The organism is Arenibacter sp. F20364 (assembly GCF_023015905.1).
Classification (GTDB): domain Bacteria; phylum Bacteroidota; class Bacteroidia; order Flavobacteriales; family Flavobacteriaceae; genus Arenibacter.
The window spans coordinates 1-24,369 of sequence record NZ_JALKBD010000049.1 but is presented as its reverse complement, the minus strand read 5'-3'; the positions used below and the strand labels follow the sequence as shown (position 1 = coordinate 24,369).

The 24,369-nt window shown below is 39.3% G+C and carries 24 protein-coding genes and 2 tRNA genes; 15 read left to right on the top strand and 11 right to left on the bottom strand.

Features of this window, described 5'->3' with window-relative positions; translation table 11 throughout:
- Positions 1-194: 194 nt before the first annotated feature.
- The 4 genes from thrS to rplT all read left to right on the top strand — a co-directional run bounded on the left by thrS (position 195) and on the right by rplT (position 3,445).
- The gene (gene thrS, locus MWU84_RS22225; RefSeq protein WP_246905948.1) at positions 195-2,135 is read left to right on the top strand and encodes a threonine--tRNA ligase; all 1,941 of its coding nucleotides are present in this window, start codon (positions 195-197) and stop codon (positions 2,133-2,135) included.
- Positions 2,136-2,169: 34 nt separating this feature from the next.
- Positions 2,170-2,718, top strand: coding sequence for a translation initiation factor IF-3 (infC, locus tag MWU84_RS22220; RefSeq protein WP_348647891.1), 549 nt, complete (start codon positions 2,170-2,172; stop codon positions 2,716-2,718).
- 95 nt (positions 2,719-2,813) lie between these two features.
- The gene (gene rpmI, locus MWU84_RS22215; RefSeq protein ID WP_031444751.1) at positions 2,814-3,011 is read left to right on the top strand and encodes a 50S ribosomal protein L35; all 198 of its coding nucleotides are present in this window, start codon (positions 2,814-2,816) and stop codon (positions 3,009-3,011) included.
- An 89-nt stretch (positions 3,012-3,100) separates the two neighbouring features.
- A complete protein-coding gene (rplT, locus tag MWU84_RS22210; protein WP_246905945.1) occupies positions 3,101-3,445 on the top strand; it encodes a 50S ribosomal protein L20 in 345 nt (114 codons plus the stop codon).
- A gap of 77 nt (positions 3,446-3,522) precedes the next feature.
- Here rplT and MWU84_RS22205 read toward each other — a convergent pair whose 3' ends face one another.
- Positions 3,523-3,795, bottom strand: a complete 273-nt coding sequence (locus tag MWU84_RS22205; protein WP_246905941.1) for an EF-hand domain-containing protein — start codon at positions 3,793-3,795, stop codon at positions 3,523-3,525.
- A gap of 225 nt (positions 3,796-4,020) precedes the next feature.
- A complete protein-coding gene (locus MWU84_RS22200; protein WP_246905938.1) occupies positions 4,021-4,443 on the bottom strand; it encodes a secondary thiamine-phosphate synthase enzyme YjbQ in 423 nt (140 codons plus the stop codon).
- 118 nt (positions 4,444-4,561) lie between these two features.
- On the opposite strand from MWU84_RS22200, the gene MWU84_RS22195 reads away from it, so the two are divergent.
- Positions 4,562-5,374 carry an HAD family hydrolase gene (locus MWU84_RS22195; RefSeq protein WP_246905935.1) on the top strand — a complete coding sequence of 271 codons (813 nt, stop codon included), beginning with the start codon at positions 4,562-4,564 and terminating at the stop codon, positions 5,372-5,374.
- A gap of 169 nt (positions 5,375-5,543) precedes the next feature.
- Here MWU84_RS22195 and MWU84_RS22190 read toward each other — a convergent pair whose 3' ends face one another.
- Positions 5,544-6,524, bottom strand: a complete 981-nt coding sequence (locus MWU84_RS22190; RefSeq protein WP_246905932.1) for an AraC family transcriptional regulator — start codon at positions 6,522-6,524, stop codon at positions 5,544-5,546.
- Between the two features lie 126 nt (positions 6,525-6,650).
- On the opposite strand from MWU84_RS22190, the gene MWU84_RS22185 reads away from it, so the two are divergent.
- Together MWU84_RS22185 and MWU84_RS22180 are read left to right on the top strand one after the other, a co-directional pair.
- Complete coding sequence (locus MWU84_RS22185) at positions 6,651-9,068, top strand: TonB-dependent receptor (protein ID WP_246905929.1); 2,418 nt, start codon at positions 6,651-6,653, stop codon at positions 9,066-9,068.
- Between the two features lie 20 nt (positions 9,069-9,088).
- Positions 9,089-10,435, top strand: a complete 1,347-nt coding sequence (locus MWU84_RS22180) for a hypothetical protein (RefSeq protein ID WP_246905926.1) — start codon at positions 9,089-9,091, stop codon at positions 10,433-10,435.
- 183 nt (positions 10,436-10,618) lie between these two features.
- Here MWU84_RS22180 and MWU84_RS22175 read toward each other — a convergent pair whose 3' ends face one another.
- From MWU84_RS22175 to tgt, 6 genes are all read right to left on the bottom strand, one after another.
- Positions 10,619-11,884 (bottom strand): asparagine synthetase B, encoded by a 1,266-nt coding sequence (locus MWU84_RS22175; RefSeq protein WP_246905923.1) that lies wholly within the window; start codon positions 11,882-11,884, stop codon positions 10,619-10,621.
- Between the two features lie 180 nt (positions 11,885-12,064).
- Positions 12,065-13,612: a replicative DNA helicase gene (gene dnaB / locus MWU84_RS22170; RefSeq protein WP_246905920.1), complete on the bottom strand. Its 1,548-nt coding sequence runs from the start codon at positions 13,610-13,612 to the stop codon at positions 12,065-12,067.
- Positions 13,613-13,769: 157 nt separating this feature from the next.
- Positions 13,770-14,723, bottom strand: coding sequence for an acetyl-CoA carboxylase carboxyltransferase subunit alpha (locus MWU84_RS22165; RefSeq protein ID WP_246905918.1), 954 nt, complete (start codon positions 14,721-14,723; stop codon positions 13,770-13,772).
- A 43-nt stretch (positions 14,724-14,766) separates the two neighbouring features.
- The gene (locus tag MWU84_RS22160) at positions 14,767-15,675 is read right to left on the bottom strand and encodes a DMT family transporter (protein ID WP_246905916.1); all 909 of its coding nucleotides are present in this window, start codon (positions 15,673-15,675) and stop codon (positions 14,767-14,769) included.
- Positions 15,662-16,744, bottom strand: coding sequence for an LptF/LptG family permease (locus MWU84_RS22155; RefSeq protein WP_348647889.1), 1,083 nt, complete (start codon positions 16,742-16,744; stop codon positions 15,662-15,664). Before MWU84_RS22155 ends, MWU84_RS22160 begins: the two co-directional genes overlap by 14 nt.
- Positions 16,745-17,875 carry a tRNA guanosine(34) transglycosylase Tgt gene (gene tgt, locus MWU84_RS22150; RefSeq protein WP_246905914.1) on the bottom strand — a complete coding sequence of 377 codons (1,131 nt, stop codon included), beginning with the start codon at positions 17,873-17,875 and terminating at the stop codon, positions 16,745-16,747.
- A 158-nt stretch (positions 17,876-18,033) separates the two neighbouring features.
- Here tgt and MWU84_RS22145 point away from each other — a divergent pair, with 158 nt between their 5' ends.
- The 3 genes from MWU84_RS22145 to MWU84_RS22135 all read left to right on the top strand — a co-directional run bounded on the left by MWU84_RS22145 (position 18,034) and on the right by MWU84_RS22135 (position 20,695).
- Positions 18,034-18,888 carry a transketolase gene (locus MWU84_RS22145; protein ID WP_348647890.1) on the top strand — a complete coding sequence of 285 codons (855 nt, stop codon included), beginning with the start codon at positions 18,034-18,036 and terminating at the stop codon, positions 18,886-18,888.
- Between the two features lie 39 nt (positions 18,889-18,927).
- Positions 18,928-19,881, top strand: a complete 954-nt coding sequence (locus MWU84_RS22140; RefSeq protein ID WP_246905911.1) for a transketolase C-terminal domain-containing protein — start codon at positions 18,928-18,930, stop codon at positions 19,879-19,881.
- 235 nt (positions 19,882-20,116) lie between these two features.
- Complete coding sequence (locus tag MWU84_RS22135; RefSeq protein ID WP_246905950.1) at positions 20,117-20,695, top strand: outer membrane beta-barrel protein; 579 nt, start codon at positions 20,117-20,119, stop codon at positions 20,693-20,695.
- A gap of 72 nt (positions 20,696-20,767) precedes the next feature.
- Here the strand turns inward: MWU84_RS22135 and MWU84_RS22130 are convergent, their stop codons facing one another.
- The gene (locus tag MWU84_RS22130) at positions 20,768-21,685 is read right to left on the bottom strand and encodes an FKBP-type peptidyl-prolyl cis-trans isomerase (protein ID WP_246905910.1); all 918 of its coding nucleotides are present in this window, start codon (positions 21,683-21,685) and stop codon (positions 20,768-20,770) included.
- A gap of 151 nt (positions 21,686-21,836) precedes the next feature.
- Between MWU84_RS22130 and MWU84_RS22125 the strand changes: the two genes are divergently transcribed.
- Genes MWU84_RS22125 through MWU84_RS22115 form a run of 3 tightly spaced genes read left to right on the top strand, consistent with a single transcriptional unit; the run spans position 21,837 to position 23,291 of the window.
- On the top strand, positions 21,837-22,211 hold the full coding sequence (locus MWU84_RS22125; protein ID WP_215947152.1) for an RNA-binding S4 domain-containing protein: 375 nt from the start codon (positions 21,837-21,839) through the stop codon (positions 22,209-22,211).
- A complete protein-coding gene (locus MWU84_RS22120; protein ID WP_246905909.1) occupies positions 22,195-22,782 on the top strand; it encodes a methyltransferase domain-containing protein in 588 nt (195 codons plus the stop codon). The genes MWU84_RS22125 and MWU84_RS22120 overlap by 17 nt, the downstream gene beginning before the upstream one ends.
- Before the next feature lie 8 nt (positions 22,783-22,790).
- The gene (locus MWU84_RS22115) at positions 22,791-23,291 is read left to right on the top strand and encodes a phosphoribosyltransferase family protein (protein WP_246905908.1); all 501 of its coding nucleotides are present in this window, start codon (positions 22,791-22,793) and stop codon (positions 23,289-23,291) included.
- Here MWU84_RS22115 and MWU84_RS22110 read toward each other — a convergent pair.
- Positions 23,280-23,795 carry a shikimate kinase gene (locus tag MWU84_RS22110; protein WP_246905907.1) on the bottom strand — a complete coding sequence of 172 codons (516 nt, stop codon included), beginning with the start codon at positions 23,793-23,795 and terminating at the stop codon, positions 23,280-23,282. The genes MWU84_RS22115 and MWU84_RS22110 overlap by 12 nt on opposite strands.
- A gap of 136 nt (positions 23,796-23,931) precedes the next feature.
- Between MWU84_RS22110 and MWU84_RS22105 the strand changes: the two genes are divergently transcribed.
- Together MWU84_RS22105 and MWU84_RS22100 are read left to right on the top strand one after the other, a co-directional pair.
- A tRNA-Lys gene (locus tag MWU84_RS22105) sits at positions 23,932-24,004 on the top strand.
- 110 nt (positions 24,005-24,114) lie between these two features.
- Positions 24,115-24,198 (top strand) — tRNA-Leu (locus tag MWU84_RS22100).
- Positions 24,199-24,369: the final 171 nt, after the last annotated feature.

Here is a 24,369-nt window from a genome sequence, read left to right as displayed (position 1 = left end):
CCCCCCCTACCGGTAGGCAGGGGCCGAAGCCGCACCACCGAAGCAGGACAAGGGATACGGCAGAGCACACGGCCCGACCTAGGAGAGGGAAGGCCAAAACCCAACTTATATAGTATGTATGAAAATCCTTCCTATATATATTGCCAACATAAATACTAGGTGTTATCTTTGCACACTTATTACGACAAAAAAGCATGATCAAAATAACTTTACCAGACGGGAGCATTAAAGAATATGCTAAAGGAACAACCCCTATAGAGGTAGCCAAAAGCATAAGTGAAGGTTTGGCCCGAAATATTATCTCAGCAAAATTTAATGGTGTAACCGTTGAAACCGTAACACCATTAAAGGAGGATGGATCCCTTGTCCTTTATAGTTGGAACGACAAAGAAGGAAAAACTGCTTTTTGGCATTCTACCTCCCACGTAGTAGCCCAAGCTTTGGAAGAATTGTACCCTGGTATAAAATTAACCATAGGACCTGCCATTGATAACGGATTTTATTATGATGTAGATCTACCTGAAGGCACTATTTCTGAAAAAGACTTTCCGGAAATTGAAAAGAAAGCCTTGGAAATTGCCAGGGGAAAACACGATTTTAAGATGCGGTCCGCTACCAAGGCACAAGCATTGGATCTATACAAATCCCAAGGAAACCAATACAAGGTAGAGCTTATAGAAAACCTGGAAGACGGTACTATTACCTTCTGTGACCATGACACTTTCACCGATCTATGCCGGGGCGGACACATACCCAATACAGGTATTATTAAGGCTATTAAAGTATTGAGTGTAGCCGGTGCCTATTGGAGGGGGAATGAAAAAAACAATCAGTTGACCAGGGTATATGGCATTTCCTTTCCAAAACAAAAAGAACTTACCGAGTACTTGGAACTTTTGGAAGAAGCCAAAAAAAGGGACCATAGAAAACTGGGCAAGGAACTGGAACTGTTTACTTTCTCCCAGAAAGTAGGACAAGGCCTCCCCTTATGGCTTCCAAAAGGAGCCGCTTTAAGGGAGCGCTTGGAGAATTTTCTGAAGAAAGCGCAGAAAAAGGCCGGTTATGAGATGGTGGTCACCCCACACATTGGACAAAAGGAACTTTATGTAACCTCTGGACATTATGCCAAATACGGGGAAGACAGTTTTCAACCCATAAAAACCCCAAAAGAGGACGAGGAGTTCTTGTTGAAACCCATGAACTGTCCACATCACTGTGAAATTTACAATACTAAACCATTTAGCTATAGGGAGCTTCCAAAAAGATATGCGGAATTCGGGACTGTTTACCGATACGAACAGAGTGGTGAATTGCATGGCCTTACACGGGTTCGTGGTTTTACACAGGACGACGCCCACATCTTCTGTACCCCGGACCAATTAGCGGAAGAGTTTAAAAACGTTATAGATCTTACCTTATATGTATTGGGGTCTTTGGGCTTCGGTAATTTTACAGCCCAAGTATCCGTAAGGGATTTGGATAAACCTGAAAAATACATTGGATCTGTTGAAAACTGGGAAAAAGCGGAAAATGCAATTATTAATGCAGCCAAGGAAAAAGGATTGGATTTTGTCATAGAAAGCGGTGAAGCCGCCTTTTATGGTCCTAAGTTGGATTTTATGGTAAAGGACGCCCTTGGCAGGAACTGGCAACTGGGGACCATTCAGGTAGATTACAATTTACCGGAGCGATTTGACCTTACCTACAAAGGCAGTGACAATGAGTTGCATAGACCGGTTATGATTCATAGGGCCCCTTTCGGAAGTATGGAGCGTTTTATTGCTTTATTATTGGAACACACAGGGGGTAATTTCCCTCTTTGGCTGATGCCGGAGCAGGCTATTATCCTGCCTGTCAGCGAAAAACATGAAATATATGCCCAAAAAGTTTTAAATTCCTTGGAAAATAACGACATTCGCGCCCTCATTGATAACCGAAATGAAACGGTAGGCAAGAAGATACGTGAAGCGGAAATGAATAAAATCCCATTTATGCTGATCGTAGGGGAGAATGAAGAGAAAGAGGAAACCATCTCCATAAGGAGGCATGGCGGCGAGGATTTGGGAGCCATCTCCGTAAAAGCCTTTGCCGACTTGGTAATAAATGAAATAAACAGTACCTTAAAGTCGTTTTAAAAAAAAGTTTAACTAAAAATATTACGTCATAGCAATTAGAAAAAGATTTAGACCCCAACCTAGGAGGGAAAACAAAAACCCTCATAATATTAATGAAAGTATTTCATCGCCAAAGGTTAGGTTGGTTGGCGACAATGTAGAAGTAGGTGTATATAGCACCCGTGAAGCCTTGACCAAAGCGGAAGAACTGGAATTGGACTTAGTGGAGATTTCCCCTAAAGCAGATCCGCCAGTGTGTAAAATTATAGATTACAAGAAATTCCTTTACGAGCAGAAGAAAAGGGAAAAGATCATGAAGGCCAAAGCCACCAAAGTAATCGTAAAAGAAATAAGGTTTGGTCCACAAACGGATGATCACGATTACGAGTTTAAGAAGAAGCACGCAGAAAAATTCTTAAAAGATGGTGCAAAGCTTAAGGCTTATGTATTTTTCAAAGGTCGTTCCATTGTATATAAGGATCAAGGAGAAATACTATTGCTTAAGTTGGCATCCGAATTGGAGGATTTGGGCAAAGTGGAACAAATGCCTAAACTTGAGGGTAAACGTATGACCATGTTCATTGCCCCAAAAACTAAAAAATAAACCTAGGCCTTATAGCTTTGGTTACCCAAAATAAAATGCTGAAGATATTTTAGCATAAAGATAGTAAGCGAGATAAATTAATAAATAGGAAGAAAATGCCTAAACAGAAAACAAAATCCAGTGCCAAAAAGCGATTTAAGCTAACCGGTAGTGGTAAAATTAAAAGAAAGCACGCCTTTAAGAGCCACATTCTTACGAAGAAGTCTAAAAAGCGTAAGCTAGCGTTAACCCACTCTGGATTAGTCCACGAGGCGGATGTTAACAGTATTAAGGAACAATTACGTTTAAAGTAATAGTTCCAACGGTAATTATTAACCCTGGAGTTAGGCAATAAAAGTATTCTACATTAAAGGATCGCCTACTACAAAAAACAATTAAAATTATGCCAAGATCAGTAAATTCAGTTGCTTCCAGAGCCAGAAGAAAAAAGGTAATGAAGCAAGCCAAAGGTTACTTTGGAAGACGTAAAAACGTTTGGACAGTAGCTAAAAATGCGGTTGAAAAAGCAATGTTATATGCTTACAGAGATCGTAGAAACAAGAAAAGAAATTTCCGTTCCCTATGGATTACCCGTATCAATGCTGGTGCCAGAATGCACGGAATGTCCTATTCCCAGTTTATGGGCAAGGTAAAAGCCAATAATATAGAGCTAAACCGTAAGGTTTTGGCGGATTTGGCCATGAACCACCCAGAGGCTTTCAAAGCTATTGTGAACAAAGTAAAATAAATTAATAAACTTATCTCGCTTATAAGAACCTGTTCCTTCTGGAACAGGTTTTTTTATGACTTATTTAAAATAAAATATTAGGCCATCTTTATTTTTCCGACAGCCTCTTTAAATTCCTCCCAGTCTATCAACTCATCACCGGACTTATCATAACCTTCAATTAGCTTGGAAGAAACGATTCCACGCAAAAACCCACTTATTTCCGCCTTTTTCAACAATTCAACTATCTCACTTTTTTTAAGTTTGCCATCTCCATCTTCATCAAAAAAGCTATAGGCCTCCTCCGGAGTTTCAAATTTGTTGGTGATCAATATCTGTATCTTATTCAAAATCATATCTTTTGTTGCCATCCTTTCCTATTTAAAACCTACAATACACTAATTTACTAAGTATATTTCTCCAAGGCAAACCCACAACGTATTTTAAAGGAACATGTTTATACAAGCCCGCTTATTGCAAATGAGACAAGCCTCGTGGTATTATGCCCCCGATATACTGCTAAAAAGATAGGCTTAGTCTATAATTGCTTTAAAGTAACATTCTAAAACAGCGCTTCATTGATGAAATGCAGTTAACTACACCCCGAAATAACTTAAAACCAAATTACGCCCGCTGGCATTATTCCTGTGTTCGCACAAATAGATACCTTGCCATATTCCCAAATTTAATTTTCCATCACTAATGGGTATCTGAACAGAGGCTCCCATCAAGGAAGATTTTATATGTGCCGGCATGTCGTCCGAACCCTCATAATCATGCAGATAATAGGGCGCGTTTTCCGGAACCATGATATTCATATGACTTTCAAAATCGTCCCTTACTGTGGAATCCGCATTTTCATTAATGGTGAGACCTGCGGAAGTATGTTTTATGAACACCTGCAACATACCTGTTTGTATCCTTTTTAAATGTGGAAGGTTTTCCAGTATGGTGTCCGTAATTAAATGAAAGCCCCTATTATAAGACCTTAAGCGTAGTTCTTTCTGATAAAACAGCATAGCATTTGGTATCTAAAATTCATTCAAATTTCGATAAATATTAAGAAATGTGAAACTTTAGGTAAGAACGCCATTAATTAGGCCAATATCAAATATCTTTGCAGCTTAAATTATTTGAATGGATTTATCAAAAATAAAAATGGTGGTCACCGATATGGATGGCACCCTATTGAACTCCAAGCATGAAGTAAGCAGTAAATTCTTTAAGTTATTCGAAGAATTAAAAAAGAGGGAAATTAGATTCGTGGCTGCAAGTGGACGCCAATACAACAGCATAGTGGATAAACTAGAGACCATAAAAGATGATATAATTGTTGTAGCGGAAAATGGAGCCTTTGTTAAGAAACAAGAAAATGAATTGCTTGCAACCCCTTTGGACCAAACAACTATTCGGGAAACTATAAGTCTTTTGAAGAATATTGAAGATATACACCCCGTTTTATGTGGTAAAAACAATGCCTATATCAATGGAAATTCAGATGCTTTTCGCGATAAATTAAAAGAGTATTATACCCAATTTAGTGTCTTAAACGACATAGCTTCCTTTGAGGGAGAGATTTTAAAAATAGCCATTTACCATTTTGAAAGTTCTGAAAGGTATATCTATCCTTTGGTAAATCATTTGGAGTCCGATTTAAAAGTTAAAGTTTCAGGTGAGAACTGGTTGGATATTTCCCATATGAACGCCAACAAAGGTTATGCTTTGCAACATCTTCAGGAGAAGTATGGTATTAGCAGACAGGAAACTATGGTTTTCGGGGATTACAATAATGACTTGGAAATGTTGGCGATGTCCGATTTTAGTTTCGCAATGGCCAACGCCCACCCAAATGTGAAGAAAGCATCAAATTACCAGACCAGTAGTAATGATGATTTTGGAGTTGAGAGCATTTTGGAATCGATGTTGCTGGCAAAAGAGAGTAAGCAGTAAACTACCTCTCGGCAAGCCTGTCTGGCCGACAAAAACAGGCTCGAAAGGCATTGAAAAGAACCTTATTTCAGATTTCGACACCCACCTGAACGCACAAGGTTAGGCCCGCCTGAACGCATACGGGCAGGCAAGTGTCAGAGAATACAAATCTCGATTGTCGAGTAAAACATCATTTGGGTGTACCTAGTAATGCACTTGGCAAATACCCCATCGTTTTCTTAAATGCTACGGTAAAATGCTGTGGATTTGAATACCCAACTTCATAGGCTGCTTGAGAAATTGATAAATTTTCCTCAAGAACCAAAGTTTTGGCCTTCTCCATCCGCAATCGGGTAATATATTTAAATATGGTTGTTTGATGTATCTTTTTAAAACAGCCTTTTAATTTCGTGGTATTGAAACCGGCTACTTCAGAGAGTTCTTTAATTGTGAGTTTTTTTCTAAGATTCCTTTTGATATAGAGGTCCACTTTATCAATAGCCATATAATCCGAAGAAGGCAACTGCCCTGCCTTACTGTTACCATTTTCCTTGCCCAAGAATAAATCTATTACCAGTAGTTTTATTTTGGATTCTATATAATTTTTCCTGGCACTATCCTCATACTGACAGTGTAAAATATCTAGAAGTGATTCTCTTAACTTTGGGGCTATCGGTTGTTCTGTATCCCACAAGCTTCTTGGGAATACTCCTGAAGCTCTAAAGAAGTGTCCTAAAATAGGCTTGTTCACCATACCGACTATATCACCCAGAAATTCTCGAGTAAAATAAATATCAACAGAATTACACTTTTCTCCCTTTAATTTTTGACTGCCGTCAATACCAGACCATTGTATGAGATTATAAGAACCACTAGGGATAGCCACTTTAGATTTGCTTTCAAGACAAGTAAACTCAAAGTTACCCTCCAAAACAAAATGAAGACCATAACAAAAAGCAACATTCTTGTGATACGTTTTAAGACATTTATCAAATGATAATTTTCTCAATACAATAGTTGCTCCAGGTAAAATTAGCTCTTGTAACGTTCCGTTTACACCTTTGTCCAGTTTTTCAGATTGAGTTTTGGCCGCATCAGGAACCTTAAACACCTCCTGTTCGTGTTCTTCACTTACCCCTAATTTCTGGTACTGGATGAGACCTATTCTCATTAATTCCTATTTCGTTACTAAAACTTCCTTTTGCGTTATTCCTAGCCTAAATCATAGATTAGATTTGCAAAGTTATTTATTTAGACTAAATCTTAATAAAAATAGATGACTTTTTTTAAATATAATATGAAGAACTTACTTACGGCTTTCTTACTAATAATTTGCTTTTCGGCCCAAGGGCAAGAAGCTTTCGGCACCATATTTGGAAAGGCAATTGATGCTTCAGGAAAACCCTTGCCATATGCAAGCGTTTTGGTGGAAGGCCTAAAACTTGGTGTTCTTACAGATGATAATGGAGCATATTCCATAAGCAAGATACCCACGGGAAAGCACAGGGTAGTGATTTCCTTTATTGGCTACGGAACGCGCTCAAAGTCATTTGAGGTCAACGAAAGTGCGAGCAAAATTAAGATCGATTTTACCTTACAGGAAAACGTAGAGAACTTGAATGAGGTAACGGTCAACGGCAAGACCAAGGAAACAGCGCTTGAAACCGAAGGCTTTGCTGTAAATGCCATAAAAACCAAGGAAGCTAGCCTAAGAAACATTCAAACAAATGAATTGTTGAACACTACAGTAGGTGTGAAAATTCGTCAAAATGGAGGTTTAGGTTCTGACGTTAGCTATAGTTTAAATGGATTGTCCGGAAACTCTGTACGAATTTTCATAGACGGAATTCCTATCTCTACCTATGGCAATTCATTTAATCTGAACAGTATTCCCCCTTCCATGATCAAACAAATTGAAGTTTACAAGGGGGTAGTACCAGGACATTTAGCAGACGATGCCTTGGGGGGAGCTATAAATATAATGCTTCATAATGATGCCAAAACTAATTTCAATGCCTCCATTTCCTACGGATCGTTCAACACCTTACAAGCCAGCGTCAACGGATTGTATCGCTTGGAAAAATCAGGATTTACCATTAAGGCCTCCCTTTTCCACAACTATTCTGCTAATGATTATAAAGTTTCAGGCAGAAGTGTTGTAGTTACAGGTTTAGGAGGGGTACAAACCCCTATTACAGCCAAAAGGTTTAACGATGCCTATAGATCTACTGGTGGGATGGCACAAATAGGCTATACTGATGTAAAATGGGCAGACCAATTTTTTATTGGCATTACGGGTTCGGATGACTACAAAGAAGTTCAGCACGGAGCCTTTATGACCATTACCCCTTATAAAGATAGATTCTTGGAATCTGATGCCTTATTGGGAAGTATAAATTATCAAAAGATAGATCTTTTCACCAAAGGACTCGATGTAAATATAAACGGCCTGTATGGCAAAAGAAATCGGGCTGTTAATGATACGGTTGCCTGGGCCTATAGTTGGAACGGAGAAAGAGCCATTGATTTTAGAGGTGATGAATACCAGTACACTTGGGGTTCCCAACAAGAAGGAGGTCCCACCCTGGCCAAGATCAAAAGAAACGTAGCATCAATCCGAACAGGAATGTCCTATGCCATTAACGACAACCATAAAGTGTTATTAAACCATGTGTACAGCGGAATTGACAGGGAAGATAGTGATGCTTTAAGGTCTGTCTTGGAAAACACATTTCAAGGAACCAGGGACTTGCACAAAAACATTTATTCCTTAACCTACGAACTAACTGCCTTTGACGAAAAATTAAAAGCCAGTTTATTCGGAAAACACTATCAGCAAAAAACAACTAGTGTTGACCCGGCCGTAGAACAGGATGCCAACGGGAACGATGTGGTAGCAAATGAAGTTGTTTCCAGTAATAAAAATTATGACGGATATGGCTTTGCAACTTCCTATGCTATTATTCCCAATATAACACTTTTGGCATCCGCAGAAAAAGCTATCCGACTACCAAACGAAACTGAGATATTTGGAAATGACGGAGATAACGTAGTAGCCAATTCAAGCATTGATCCTGAAAGCAGCAACAACTACAACTTAGGATTCAGATTGGGGTCATTTAACATCAAAAAGCATGATTTTACCATTTCGACCAATGTTTTCACACGAAATATCAAAGATAGAATTGGACTACCTATTGAAACATCCTTGAATGTTGATGATGAATTAATTGTGTATGTAAATCAAGGTAGTGGTACCTCGAAAGGAATAGACGCCCAATTAAATTACTCATACAACAGCAATTTCGGACTTAATTTTAATATATCACGATTCGATTTAAAAATTGCAAATCAAGGCATAGAAATAGACGTTCCCAACACGCCATTCTTTACGATGAATGGAAGTTTGCGCTATTCATTTAAAGATCTACTTCAGAAAAAATCGCGATTAAACCTATTCTACACCATGTACTTTACGGATGAGTTTTCATTCCTAACCTCTCAAGGATCGAACACTGTAGGGGATGAATTTTTTAAAGTACCCCAACAATTAGCACAAGATTTCGGGCTCAGCTACGTCTTCCCAAACAAAAAGTTAGTAATGAGTTTTGACATCAAAAATATATTCGACGAACCTGTATATGATAATTTATCAGTACAAAAACCAGGAAGAGCTTTTTATCTAAAATTAAATTACACAATCAATAAATTTTAACTATTTAAATAAAATCTAAAATGAAACGTACTTTTTTAAATTTTAAAACCTTGACCGTCTACATCCTAACTATAGGCCTAATGGCCGCATGCAGTAGCGATGAGATCAGTGAAAACACAGACCCGGCAGGTCCAGATCCAAGTGAAGATTCCAGATGGATTACTATTGCCGCAGCCAAAATGGGAGATGCCCCTGGAGATGGAAACGGGGGAACGCTAATCTATTCTGTAAGCAGTGATGATGCCAAAGATCCTACCAAGTCCATTGAACCTTTTGAAAATGGATTTATAGCGCCGTCCAACAGGACCGCCAGATTGCAATCTTCTGAAGATGGCAACACTATATTTAATATTAGCTATGCAGGAGATACCGGTGGTAACTACACTAAATATATGGTAGAAGGTGGACAAAACTTCACCCCGACAGGTTCATCGGTAAGTATTGCTCCGTATGTTGGAACTGCTCCAAGATGGATAAAATTGTTTGATGGGGACAAAACAGGAGCAGCTGTATATGTATCAACAGAACACCAATTTGACGAAAATGATGTTTATACCCGGACAGAAGCGACTATTGGTGTTTTGACTTTGGATTTGGTAAATTCCGCGATAAAAGAATTCCAAGAGCACAGTGTAGCTTTGAGCGCAGAAGAAGAAGCAAACGGGTATTATATCTCTAGAATAGATATGCCTGTTCTAAATGCAGCCGGAGATAAATTATACATTGGCGCCCGTTTAAGCAAGGTTGATCCTGCCACTACGGAAAGTGACAGCGATTACGAAATTTTAGGTTCTAAAACCATTGTATTGGACTACCCTTCTTTATTGAACCCGAGCGTCATAACTTCTACCGTGGGTCACGGTAACACAAACGGATATCGCAGTATAAATGCCTTTCTTTATGAGGGAAGTGTATATCAAGCAAACCAAAGTGACCCAGAAGGATCGCACATTTTAAGAATTGATGCCGACAACGAATATGACAATGCATATGAATTCAATTTGGACGATGCTTTAGGTGTAGAAGATGCGTACATTCTTGCTTGGAGACCTACTGGAAACGGAAAAGCCGTAATAGCATACAGACATTCAGGATCAGCAGAAGGTTTAGCTGGTGCCCAAGGATTTTTTGCACTTGCGGATTTAAACGCAAAAACAGCTCAAAAAATTGATGACATCCCCTATGATCCTGACTTTTACTTATTTCAATATCAAGGTTTTGTTGTAGATGGAACAGAAATATACCTAACTCAAGGAGCTGTAGGGCAAAACGGAAACATTTACGTTGTCGACACAGAAACAGGTAATGTAACCAAAGGTGCCGAGTTGGTGAACGTAACCGGAAGTCACTTTGTAGGTGTATTTTAAACCCATGGTGGGCAAGTATCACTGCGGATAGCATCACCACTAGCGCCAGTGTTCTGCCATTCGACGTTGGCAGTTAAATTATATAGAAATTTAGTAAAAACTGTTGTTGAAGACGCCAGCTTTAACAGCAGTTTTTATTTACAAGTCATGATGTCTAGGATATAGAAAACCGCAACAGCATCATTAAGTCTTCTGCTTCTTTTTTTGGGCAGCGGGAAACAATACATTATTGAGAATAAGTCGATAACCTGGAGATGTAGGATGCAGTTCCAATTCTGTCTTTGGGTCCCCTACCCTGTGCTGATAGTCTTCTGGATCGTGCCCTCCATAAAAGGTAAAGAATCCTTTTCCTTTAATTCCGTGAATATATCTGGCCTCCCCATTAATCTTATTCTCTCCCAAAACCAAGACCGTCGGTTTAATCTCTTCCCTGGTGAAAGCGGTAGTCTGCCCCATGAAACCCTTAACTAGGGCCGTATGGTTCTGACATAGCATGGTAGGTACGGGGTCCCATTTTGCAGAGAAATCCATCAAAGAAAAATAATCAGATTCCTTAGGTACATTGGCCCGTCTACTGGTCATATCTATAGAAGAAAATTCATATCGCAACGGATTGCGCTCCAAAATAAAATTGGTAAAGGCAAAAGTTTTACCATAGTCCAGCTTTCCCTGATAATTGGCATCAGAAGGATCGCCATCGAACATAGGTTCGCATATATCCACTTTGTCCGCAGCCAAGGCTATATCAAAACTATCCGTCGCGGAGCACATAGCGAACATAAAACCTCCCCCAATAACATAATTTCTAATTTTTAGGGCTACGGCCCGCTTTTCCTCTGAGACTTTATTGAACCCCAATTTTTGGGCCAAGGCTTCCGCCTGTTGTTTTCCTTCTATATACCAAGGTGCCGCCCTGTAGGCCCCATAAAATTTACCATATTGTCCCGTAAAGTCCTCATGGTGCAAGTGAAGCCAATCATAGAGGACCAATTTATCGTCCAAAACTTCCTCATCGTAAATTTGGTCATAAGGAATTTCGGCATAGGTAAGTACCATGGTCACTGCATCATCCCATGGGGAATTATCCTTAGGGGAATAAACCGCTATTTTTGGAGCCTTTTCCAAAATTACCGCTTCTTGGTTTTGGGAAGGGCTGGCAATTTCTTCTAAAATAACTTGGGTCTGGGAATCAGAAACGATCTCAAAAGACACCCCCCTGATTTGACATTCCCTTCGAATGATCTCTCCATCGGGCAACAAAAAGGATCCCCCTCTATAATTTAATAACCACTGTACTTTTTGTTGCTTGGTCAATACCCAATAAGTGATACCGTATGCCTTTAAATGGTTTTTCTGACTTTCAGCGTCCATGGGAATAAGAATGGATGAAGCTGATATTTCCAATATAGAAAAAAGAATAAAGAAAAGGGAGAAAAAACACTTCTGCATGAACCAATATCTAAGGTGAATCTTCCCAAAGATACTTGAAAATTGATGTTTCGGTTTTGAAATAGGGTTAAAATTTTCAAAAGGTCCTAATATCCAAAAAATGGCAATACAAACATTTTGACATCTAATCACCTCAAAACCAAAATAATAAGATAAAAAGTGAACTAAAATAAGTTACCCTTAAAAAGGTACATCGTTATCATCCTGCATGGAGTCATCGTTCATAGAGCTGCCAAAGGCTTCATTGGCATTCGGAAGGCTTTTGGTTATAAAGGGGTTCTCATCATCGGCATTCATTTTGGACTGAAATTCGAAGGGAGAATCAAAATCATCCAAATTGTCAAACTTACCTAAATGTCCAAGGAACTTGAGTCGGATGTTTTCCAAACCACCATTTCTATGCTTGGCAACAATAAATTCGGCTTGACCAGCTGTTGGGGAGCGTTCTTCATCATCCCATTCATCAATCTTATAATATTCTGGCCTATAGATAAACGATACGATATCCGCATCTTGCTCAATGGCTCCAGATTCCCTCAAATCCGACAAAATTGGCCGTTTACTACCACCCCTGGTCTCTACGGCACGCGATAATTGGGAAAGTGCAATTACAGGAACGTTCAATTCCTTGGCAAGGGCCTTTAAGTTCCTGGAGATGGTTGATATCTCCTGTTCACGGTTTCCGCCTTTCTGACTTCCCCCGGCCGTCATCAACTGCAAATAATCAATAATAATCATCTTAATATCGTGCTGGGAAGCCAAACGCCTGGCCTTTGCCCTAAGGTCAAAAATAGAAAGGGAAGGGGTATCATCAATAAACAAAGGAGCCGTCTCCAAGGCCTTTACCTTAACATTCAACTGTTCCCATTCATGTTTCTCCAATCTACCAGTTCTTAATTTTTCGGATGACAATCCCGTCTCAGAGGAAATCAATCTGGTAATCAACTGAACAGATGACATTTCCAAGGAAAAGAAGGCAACACCAATATTGGAGTTTACCGCAATATTTCTTGCCATGGACAGGGTAAGGGCCGTTTTACCCATACCTGGACGAGCTGCCACAATAACCAAGTCACTGGGCTGCCATCCTGAAGTTAGCTTGTCCAATTTGTCGAAACCTGATGGGATACCACTAAGTCCTTCTTTTCCTGCAATTTCCTCTATTCTCTTCTTGGCCTGTATCACCAAATTCTGGGCGGTTTCGGCAGAACGCTTAAGGTTACCTTGGGTAACGTCGTATAATTTGGATTCAGCAGTGTCCAATAAGTCGAACACATCGGTAGCATCTTCATACGCTTCCTCAATTATTTCGTTTGAAATCTTGATAAGGCTTCGCTGGATAAACTTTTGGAGGATTATACGCGCATGAAACTCAATATGTGCCGAAGAAGCTACCTTTTGGGTTAATTTAATGAGATAAAAATCACCTCCTGCACTCTCGAGTCGACCATCCTTCTTCAATTGTGAGGAAACGGTTAATAAATCCACCGGTTCCGAATTTTCGAACAGTTTAAAAATAGCTTCGTAGATAAATCTATGGGCATCCTTATAAAAGACTTCAGGATGTAGGATATCTATTACTTCATCGACCCCTTTTTTGTCAATCATCATTGCTCCAAGCACAACCTCCTCTAAATCAACAGCTTGAGGAGGTATTTTCCCCTTCTCCAGGCTAATGATGGTCGACTTGTCTATTCGATGACCAATAATGGGGTTCGTTTTTTCCATAGAGTGCTAAATTATATAAATAAGATTTAAAAAGAGATTTGGGATATTAACAGTTGTTCAACAAAATACCTGTTGATAAGTTACGAAATTTGTTCATAAGCAAAAAAAAACCGGAGAATTTCCGCTCCAGTTTTTTTCACCTTGACAAAAAGGGATGTTATCCATTAAATACACCCATATTGGCATATTTATCCATTCGGTTATTCACCAATTCTTTTGGTGATAACTTTTTTAAATCCTCATAATGCGAAGAAATTTTATTTTTTACAATTTCGAAAGTCTTATCCCTGTTGGCGTGGGCTCCGCCTGCCGGTTCGCGAACGATCTCGTCTATCAATTTCATTTTTTTCATGTCCGTCGCCGTAAGCTTTAAGGCTTCCGCTGCAATTTCCTTGTACTCCCAACTTCTCCAAAGAATGGAAGAACAGGATTCAGGTGAAATTACGGAGTACCAGGTGTTTTCCAACATCAGCACCTTATCCCCTACACCAATACCCAAAGCACCCCCTGAAGCACCTTCTCCAATAATTACAACAATAATAGGGACTTTTAGTCGGGTCATTTCCAAAATATTCCTTGCAATTGCCTCCCCTTGGCCCCTTTCCTCTGCCTCAATTCCGGGATATGCCCCTGGAGTATCTATTAAGCAAACAACGGGGATACCAAACTTTTCGGCGGACTTCATCAAACGCAGAGCTTTCCTATATCCTTCAGGGTTCGCCATTCCAAAATTACGCAATTGCCTGGTTTTGGTATTATAGCCCTTCTGTTGACCAACAAACATGTAACTCTGATCACCTATTTTACCAAGACCACCGATCATTGCCTTGTCATCCTTGACATTGCGATCCCCATGTAATTCCAAAAAAGTTTCCCCACAAATGGCCCTGATATAATCTAAGGTATAAGGTCTATTAGGATGCCTTGACAATTGCACCCTTTGCCATGCGGTAAGATTTTTATATATTTCCTTACGGGTCTCAGCGAGTTTTTTCTCTATTTGTTTACAAGTCTCTGAAACATCAACTTCACTCTCTTCACCGATTATCATGCACTTGTCCAATTGCTCTTCCAGCTCTTTAATTGGCAGTTCAAAATCTAAATACTCCATAGGTTTATAGGTTTAGTTCTTTTCAACGGGCAAATATAAAACTTTAATGGGAAGGTAACCCATTAGTCTTTTTTTTTAATTTTATTCTATTTTTTAAAATTCCGTTTGCCACTACAGTTATCAATATTAATAATGCCCCAACATAGAAAAGTGGATTCATTTTTTCACTTTCCCCAAGGAGTAAAACTCCCAACAATATCCCGTATACCGGTTCCAGGTTAATGGTCAACATTACCGTATATGGGGAAATATATTTTAGAATCTTGACCGAAGCAATAAAAGCATAGGCCGTACAGATCGAAGCAAGTATAAATATAAAAAGCCAATCATTAAAGGACAATTGAAAAAACTTTTGGTCATAACTACCGGTAAATGCAAGGTAAACAGATAAGAACAGCACGCCACTTCCCAATTCATATAATGAAATTATCGAAGGTCTCTGCACTTGCGTTAATTTACCATTGATCAACGAAAAAGTGGCGGATAAGAAGGAAGATACCAAGGCTAACATTATCCCCAGAAAATAGCCCGTTTCCACCCTAAACATTATATATAGGCCCAACATAACAATTAGTCCGAAAACTATTTCATAACCCACCATTTTCCTACCATACCAAAACGGTTCCAACAAAGCTGTAAAAAAAGCCCCCGTAGACATCGTGGCCAAAGCGATCGACACATTGGACACTTTGATGGCCATAAAAAAGGTGACCCAATGCAAGGCCACTACGATTCCGCCCATAATTAATATCGCCAATGTTTTAGGAGGTACCTTCAACGGAAATTTCCGGATCAGGATATAGGCTATGATGATCAAGGTAGCCATTAGCATACGATACCATACCAAAGGAAGGGCATCTATAGTAATCAACTTGCCCAAAACGGCCGTAAAGCCCCAAACAAAAACAATAAAATGAAGGTGTAGATAATTCTTGAGCTTAACGTTTGGCATTTTGCAACAAATAAAATGCTATGACCCCAAACAAAACATTGGGAATGATCACCGCCCATAAGGGAGAGAATCCAGATTGTTCCGCGAGGGTCCCAAAAACCTTGTCAAAAAAGATATATATAAATGCCACCCCTATTCCAAAGGCCAGGTTTACACCCATCCCCCCGCGGCGCTTTACCGAGGAAACCGCCACCGCAATAACGGTTAGTATAAATGCCGCAATCGGCAATGCCCAACGCTTGTACTTTACCAATATATAGCTATTAATGTTTGCAGCCCCCTTTCTCTTTTGTGTTTCAATAAATTTATTTAGCTCAAACATATTCTTGGTTTCAGCTATATACGAAACTGGAGTTAGGTCATCAATCTTAAAATCGAAAATAGTATCCAACCTTCGTTTCGTTTCTACAATCTCCTTACCGTTTACCAATTTTCTCTTTTCATAGGAAGTAAGTCGATAGACCGTATCTTTTTCTATCCAACGGATGTTGGCAGCGGATATCTTAAAATCCAAGGTATTCTGTTCGTTGAAACGCTCCATAGTGAAGTTATACCCTATCTGTCTGGCCGGATCAAAACTACTGACATAGATATAATCATTTTCATTCAACTGATTAAAAATATTTGTGGTAACCCTATCCTGTTTACCCTTTTTCAAATACTTAAATTTAAACTCATTGTACCCCACACTAGCATCCGGTACAATAAACATCCCCATAATGAACATGATAACGGCAATTATGGAAGCACCGATTAAGTAGGGCCGTAAAAATCTCCCATACGAAACCCCGGAACTAAGAATAGCTACAATTTCGGTATTATTGGCCAATTTAGAGGTGAAGAAAATTACGGAGAGAAATAGGAAAATGGGAAAAAGTAGATTTCCGATTACAAAAGTGAAATTTAGATAATACAAGGCTATTTCCTGAAAAGGAACCTCGTTATCGATCATTTTCCCTACCTGCTCCGCCAGATTAGCCATAATCCCAATAGGGATGAACAGCAAGAGCATTACAAAAAAAGTGGCCAAATAGCGCTTGAGAATGTATTTATCTATTATGCTTAACACCTAGAGTCGTTTATCCATTTGTTTTACCATTACAGATTTCCATTCATAGAAATCCCCAGCTAAAATATGTTTTCTAGCCTCACGAACCAACCATAAATAAAATCCCAAATTGTGAATGGTCGCAATTTGTTTACCCAAATATTCATTGGCGGCAAACAAATGTCTTAGGTAGGCTTTTGAATACTCCAAATCTACAAATGTAGTACCCATCTCGTCCAAGGGGGAGAAATCATCCTCCCACTTCTTATTTTTTATATTGATAGTGCCATGTGCAGTGAACAACATTCCATTTCTCGCATTTCTGGTAGGCATTACACAATCGAACATATCTATCCCCAGTGCAATATTTTCCAAAATATTGATCGGGGTACCCACTCCCATTAAATATCTGGGTTTATCCTCTGGAAGTATATCACAGACCACCTCTGTCATTGCATACATTTCCTCGGCCGGTTCACCTACAGAAAGCCCACCTATGGCGTTGCCCTCTGCTCCTACTCCAGCGATATATTCTGCCGATTGCCTTCTTAGGTCCTTATAGGTAGATCCTTGAACAATAGGAAAAAAAGTTTGTTCGTAATCGTAGGCAAAAGGAGTTTTTTCCAAATGTTTAATACATCGTTCCAACCACCTATGCGTCATGTGCATGGATCTCTTGGCGTAGTTATAATCACAAGGGTATGGAGTACATTCATCAAATGCCATTATGATATCGGCACCTATCACCCGCTGAATCTCCATAACATTCTCTGGGGTAAACACATGATAGGAACCGTCAATATGGGACTTAAACTTTACCCCTTCTTCCTTTATCTTCCTGTTGTCCGATAAGGAATAGACTTGGTAACCCCCACTGTCCGTTAAAATATTGCGGTCCCAATTCATAAACTTATGGAGCCCTCCCGCCTGTTTCAGTATTTCGGTTTTAGGCCTTAAATACAAATGGTAGGTATTCCCTAATATAATATCCGGATTTATCTCCTCCTTCAATTCCCTTTGGTGAACCCCTTTTACGGAAGCTACCGTACCTACTGGCATAAAAATGGGAGTTTCTATCTTACCGTGGTCCGTAATAAGCTCTGCCGCCCTGGCCTTTGTCCTTGTGTCTGAATGTTGTAACGTAAATTTCAAAAAAATCTATTTAAAGCCGCAAATATAGTCAACTCATAGCCATTAAATCCTTAACAAAAAAATAAAGTTCTGTTATGGGCAATGATAGTTGATAAAATATTATAAATCATGCTTGTGTACCCAAAAGATTGCCATTACTTTTGAAAAGTTTAAAAAATATAGATAAAATGCCAAAACTTCAAGAATTACAAGATTTGACCGTTCAGGTTCGCAGGGACATCCTAAGAATGGTTCACAAGGTAAACTCCGGGCATCCAGGAGGTTCATTGGGCTGTACGGAATTTATTGTTGCCCTTTATAATGAAATTATGGAGCTTAAGGACGAATTTGATATGGACGGCAAGGGAGAAGATCTTTTCTTTTTGTCCAATGGTCACATATCCCCTGTTTTTTATAGTGTTTTGGCTAGAAAAGGTTATTTCCCGGTAGATGAATTAAATACCTTTAGATTGATAGATTCCCGATTACAAGGTCACCCAACCACTCATGAAGGTTTGCCAGGTGTACGTATTGCATCGGGTTCATTGGGTCAGGGTATGTCCGTGGCCTTGGGTGCGGCACAGGCCAAAAAACTCAATAAAGATTCCAATATAGTTTATACCCTACACGGCGATGGTGAACTACAGGAAGGGCAAAATTGGGAAGCCATAATGTACGCGGCAGGAAAGAAAGTGGACAATATAATTGCCACCATAGATTACAATGGCCAGCAGATAGACGGTGCTACTGAAGATGTACTCCCGATGGGAGATCTCAAGAAAAAATTTGAGGCCTTTGGGTGGGAGGTTCTTGAAATTAAGGAAGGAAATGATCTGGAAGCCATTCTAAAGGGGATGAAGGAAGCCAAGAGCAAAACTGGAAAAGGTAAGCCGGTATGTGTTCTATTACACACCATAATGGGTCATGGCGTAGATTTTATGATGTATACCCATGCATGGCACGGGAAGGCACCAAATGATGAACAATTGGCCACCGCTTTGGCTCAAAACTCTGAAACCTTAGGAGATTACTAATCCCTAACCTTTTCTAACAAAAAAATAAAGAAAGTACAGATGAAAAAATATATAGATCAAGGTAAAAATGACACAAGAAGTGGTTTTGGTGCGGGACTCGCCGAATTAGGCAGGACCAACCCAAATGTAGTTGCTTTGTGCGCCGATTTGGTAGGCTCCCTTAAGATGGAGAAATTTATCGAGGAAAACCCGGAACGATTCTTCCAAATAGGTATCGCTGAAGCCAATATGATGGGTATTGCAGCCGGACTTACCATAGGCGGTAAAATTCCTTTTACAGGAACTTTTGCCAACTTTTCCACTGGCCGGGTTTATGATCAAATTAGACAATCTATAGCCTATTCCGATAAGAACGTTAAGATCTGTGCCTCACATGCTGGTGTTACCCTAGGTGAGGACGGTGCTACGCACCAAATATTGGAAGATTTGGGATTGATGAAGATGTTGCCCGGAATGACGGTAATAAATACGTGCGACTATAATCAAACCAAAGCCGCTACCATTGCTATAGCAGAGCATCACGGTCCCGTTTACCTAAGGTTTGGCCGTCCCAAGGTAGCGAATTTCACTCCTGTTGACCAAAAATTTGAAATAGGTAAAGCCGTTATGCTCAATGAAGGTACCGATGTCACCATTGTAGCTACCGGGCACTTGGTCTGGGAAGCATTGATCGCAGCCGAAAATTTGGAGAAACAAGGCATATCTGCCGAAGTAATAAACATACACACCATTAAGCCACTTGATGGTGAAGCAGTGTTAAAATCTGTTAAAAAAACTGGCTGTATAGTTACTGCGGAAGAGCACAATTATTTAGGTGGACTTGGGGAAAGTATCTCCGGATTCCTTGCTACAACACAGCCTACACCACAAGAGTTTGTTGCCACCAAAGACACCTTTGGGGAAAGTGGTACTCCAGAGCAATTAATGGATAAATACGGATTAAACAATAAAGCTATAGAAAACGCCGTTGTGAGTGTGTTAAAAAGAAAATAATCAAATCCCTTTATGGGAGATGAGGATTCCAAACACGGAAAACAGCGAAAACTGTGGAACAGAACTCAACTAAACTGCTAAAACCATCCACTAGAAATAGGGGTATAATTTAGCGGTTTTTTTGTGCCATTACCTCTCCCTTTCGTGTCACGATAAATTCTTTTTAAGTTAATTAAACAAAGGTATTGTGCTTAGTATTGCACAATGTATTCTAATTTTAAAAGAACACATTATGATGAAGAAAACAGTTTTATTAGCAGCTATTGCATTAATGGGCATTTCTGCACATGCGCAAACAGGGTCTGGATTTGGTATCAAGGGCGGACTTAACTATGGCGCCAACGGGGATTATTTTAAATCTACCGAACAAGCTTACAAAGACCCCAAGGGCAATGTGGGATACCATATTGGAATCTTTGGAAAGTTAGGGGATAAAGTTTATCTGAGACCTGAATTAGTGTACACCAAAACAAAATCCGACTACGAAAACAATAGTCTGGACATGAGTAAACTGGATGCGCCAGTATTATTGGGAATCAACGTAATTGGACCATTGAACGTATTTGCAGGACCTGCCTTCCAATATATCTTGGACACGGATTATGACGGTATCACCATTGGTGATGTTGAAAATGATTTTACGGTTGGCCTAAATATTGGAGCTGGACTGTCTTTTGGAAGATTTGGTATAGACCTCAGATACGAAAGAGGTTTTAGTGAGAATGAAGTAACTGTTGTTGACGGAGTTTTTGCCAATGACCGAATTGACACTAGGCCAGACCAATTAATTTTAAGCCTTGCTTTAAAACTATAATCCACTATATATACAATAAAAAAAATGCCCAGCGATCGCTGGGCATTTTTTTTATTTATAAGTCTAAGAACTTTAAATACTCTCGTCCAAATAATCAGCAATACCGTCGTTATTGGCATCTCCCAATTCGTCTTCGGTAAGGATACCATCCCCATCGTCATCGGTATCCAAATAATTTGGAAGGCCATCCTCATCGGTATCATCGTTAAAAAGATTACCGTCCCCATCCAAATCTTCAAGAATAGTACTTACTCCATCCCTATCATGATCCGCTGTATTGGCAGCTAATAAGTTTACTTCGAACATCAAAGGCGCATAGGTTGCTCCTGGGGCACTTCCGCTAAAATAAGCAATACCTGAGGGCATAAAGATTAAACCTACCCCACTTCCGGTTACGGTAAAGGTACCATCGCCATTTTCAATTATATCACCACCCGATTTAAATTTGGGCATTCCTTCCTTAAATCCTTTTATAACGCCAGAATTACCCGAAACTCCCGATCCCTGCATATCAAACCAAACTGGAGCCCCCAGTCTGCTGTCAAAAATTGTTCCGTCCAAGCGCATGCCTTGATACTTTAAATATACAGAATCTACCGGTGTAGGATTTTCACCAACGCCCTCCCTAGCGACAATATAATACAAGGTATGTGGGATATCTACTTCTTCAGCATCCAATCCCAAATCACTGGAAGATATTTTTATTACCTGTGTCAATGCATCTTCAAATAGGGATTTTTTGTCGGCATTGGCACCAGCTATGGTATCTATCCTAATCCTTAAGTCGAAACCTTCATCAATAGGTTCCTCAAAATCTTCATAGTTATAAAAATGCGTCTTTAAGTAAGCCTGAATTTCAGCATCATTTTCAACCACAACCTCACTTAGCAATCTGGGGGGCACCACTTCAAAATCATCCCCATCGTCCTTTTTACAAGACCAAATAGTCAAAAAAATTAAAGCAAGTAAAAGAAATCTCTTTATATTCATCGGTTTTTTTTTATTGTCTTTTAATTACAGGATGCACCCCAATGATTATTACAATAACCATATTGGATTCATTGATTTCTTAATTAAAGGGCGCAAGATACAATTTTCAACTATTTTTGTAGAGGACGTTAACAAAGATTTTCAATAGTTTATGCGAATTGACAAATACCTATGGAGCACCCGCTATTTTAAAACACGTAACATAGCTACGGAGGCTTGTAAAAAGGGACACATAAGAATCAATGAACAAGTGGTAAAACCATCAAGGGAAGTATATCCTCTAGATAAAGTTGTTGTGCGGAAAAACCAGATCAATTACGAGTTTACCGTACTGGATGTTCCCGAAAGTAGAGTGGGTGCCAAATTAGTGGACATTTACCGTAAGGACACCACTCCCAAAGAAGCTTTTGAACACAACGAACTATTAAAATTTTCCAAAGATTATTATAGGAAAAAGGGCGCCGGAAGACCAACAAAAAAGGACAGAAGGGATATAGACGGATACTTGGATGAAGAAGCTGAATAAAGAATTTTGGGAACAGAAGTATGACCGTGGGGATATGGGATGGGATATAGGTCACATTTCAGCACCCATAAAAGAATACATAGACCAACTAACAGATAAGCATCTTAAAATCCTAATCCCAGGCGCAGGCAATGCCTATGAGCTGCTTTATCTGGTGGAGAATGGGTTTTCCAATGTTTTTGTCATCGACATCGCCAGACAGCCTTTGGAACAAATAAAAAAAAGGATTCCGAATTTCCCAGAAGGTCAACTCCTTGAAGGGAACTTCTTTGATCTGGCATTAAATAATTTTGACTTGATATTGGAACAAACTTTTTTTTGCGCCTTAGACCCATGCTTAAGGGCTGCATATGCCAGCAAAATGAAGCAACTCCTGAAACCCAATGGCAAATTGGCAGGGCTACTGTTTAATTTCCCCTTAACCGAATCGGGACCGCCTTTTGGAGGCAGCCCAGCAGAGTACAAATCCCTTTTTCAAGAGAATTTTAAAATCAAGGTTTTGGAAACTGCATACAATTCCATAAAACCGAGAGCGGATAAGGAACTCTTTTTTATATTTGAATCTAAATAAAAATGACTATGTCCAATAGAATTTTATCCCATGAACAAATACAGCATAAAATAAAACGTATCGCTTACCAGATTTATGAGGCCAACGTTGATGAACCGGAAATCATTATTGCCGGTATTGAAGGAGGGGGATTAAATTTTGCTAAAAAGATACAGGCCGTTCTTCAAAAGATTACAGAGGCCAACATCATTTTGTGCAAAGTAATCATGGACAAGTCCAACCCCTTGGCCAGTGGTGTCAAGACTTCCCTTCCTGAATCGGAATACACCAATAAATCCGTAGTCTTGGTAGACGATGTACTCAATTCCGGAACTACATTGATTTATGGAGTTCATCATTTTCTACGCGTGCCATTAAAACAACTTAAAACTGCTGTATTGGTGAATAGGAATCACAAGAAGTATCCGGTTAAAGCTGATTATAAAGGTATATCACTTTCCACATCACTTCAGGAACACATCAATGTTGAATTCAAGGCCAAAAACGATTCTGTTTTTCTAACCGAGTAATTTCCGTATTTCTGCAACTAAGGATTCGGGATCCTTGTTATCGCATTCAATAATATGATTCGCTTTAAGGTAAAAGCTATTGCGCTCGAACAAATGTTTTCCAATAAATTCTGGCAAGTCCCCATCGTCTATATTTTTAATCAAAGGTCTATGCTCCTTTTCCATTATTAACCTTTGTACAAGTCCAGGAATGGAAACTTTTAAATAGAAAACATGATCAGCCATATTCAACATAGTCTCCATATTTCCTGTATAACAAGGGGTACCCCCACCGGTAGATAGTATTAATTTCTCTTTTTTGGACAAAACATCCTTTAAATATTCATGTTCCTTTTTCCTAAAAAAGATTTCACCCTTCCCATTAAAAATGTTGGAAATGGAATCTCCCAGTCCTTCCTCTATAACTTCATCAAGGTCTAAAAAACTTATTTCCAATTCCTTAGACAACAATTTACCAATAGTAGTCTTACCGCTACCCATATACCCTACCAAAACTATTTTCACGCTGTAATTTTTTGTAAAATTGGTCTAATTTGGCGGTATTTCAAAAAAAAATAAAAAATTCTTGAAAAGGCCTTGCAAAACAAACAAATGATATTATATTTGCACCCGCAAACAGCAATAGTTTGCGACACATTATGACCTGGTAGCTCAGTTGGTAGAGCATCTCCCTTTTAAGGAGAGGGTCCTGGGTTCGAGCCCCAGCCCGGTCACAAAAAAGTTAAGTCTCGCACTTAACTTTTTTTGTTTAAAATAGTTTCGAAATACTTAAATTTAGGAACTGTTTAGTAATCTATTAAAATCTTGTGATGGGATTTTTTACGCCCACGTGGTGAAATTGGTAGACACGCCACCTTGAGGGGGTGGTGTTCGCAAGGACGTGCTAGTTCGAATCTAGTCGTGGGCACTAAAACCGCTGACTTCATAAATGAGGTTGGCGGTTTTTTTATTCCTTTATCTTATCTCCAACCTAGTCAATACATAGGATCATGCCTAATTTCTGGGTATTTGGATATTTATGCAAATAACTGAGTTAACCTAAACAGGAAGAATTCTGTATTTCTAACGCCTCTGAATT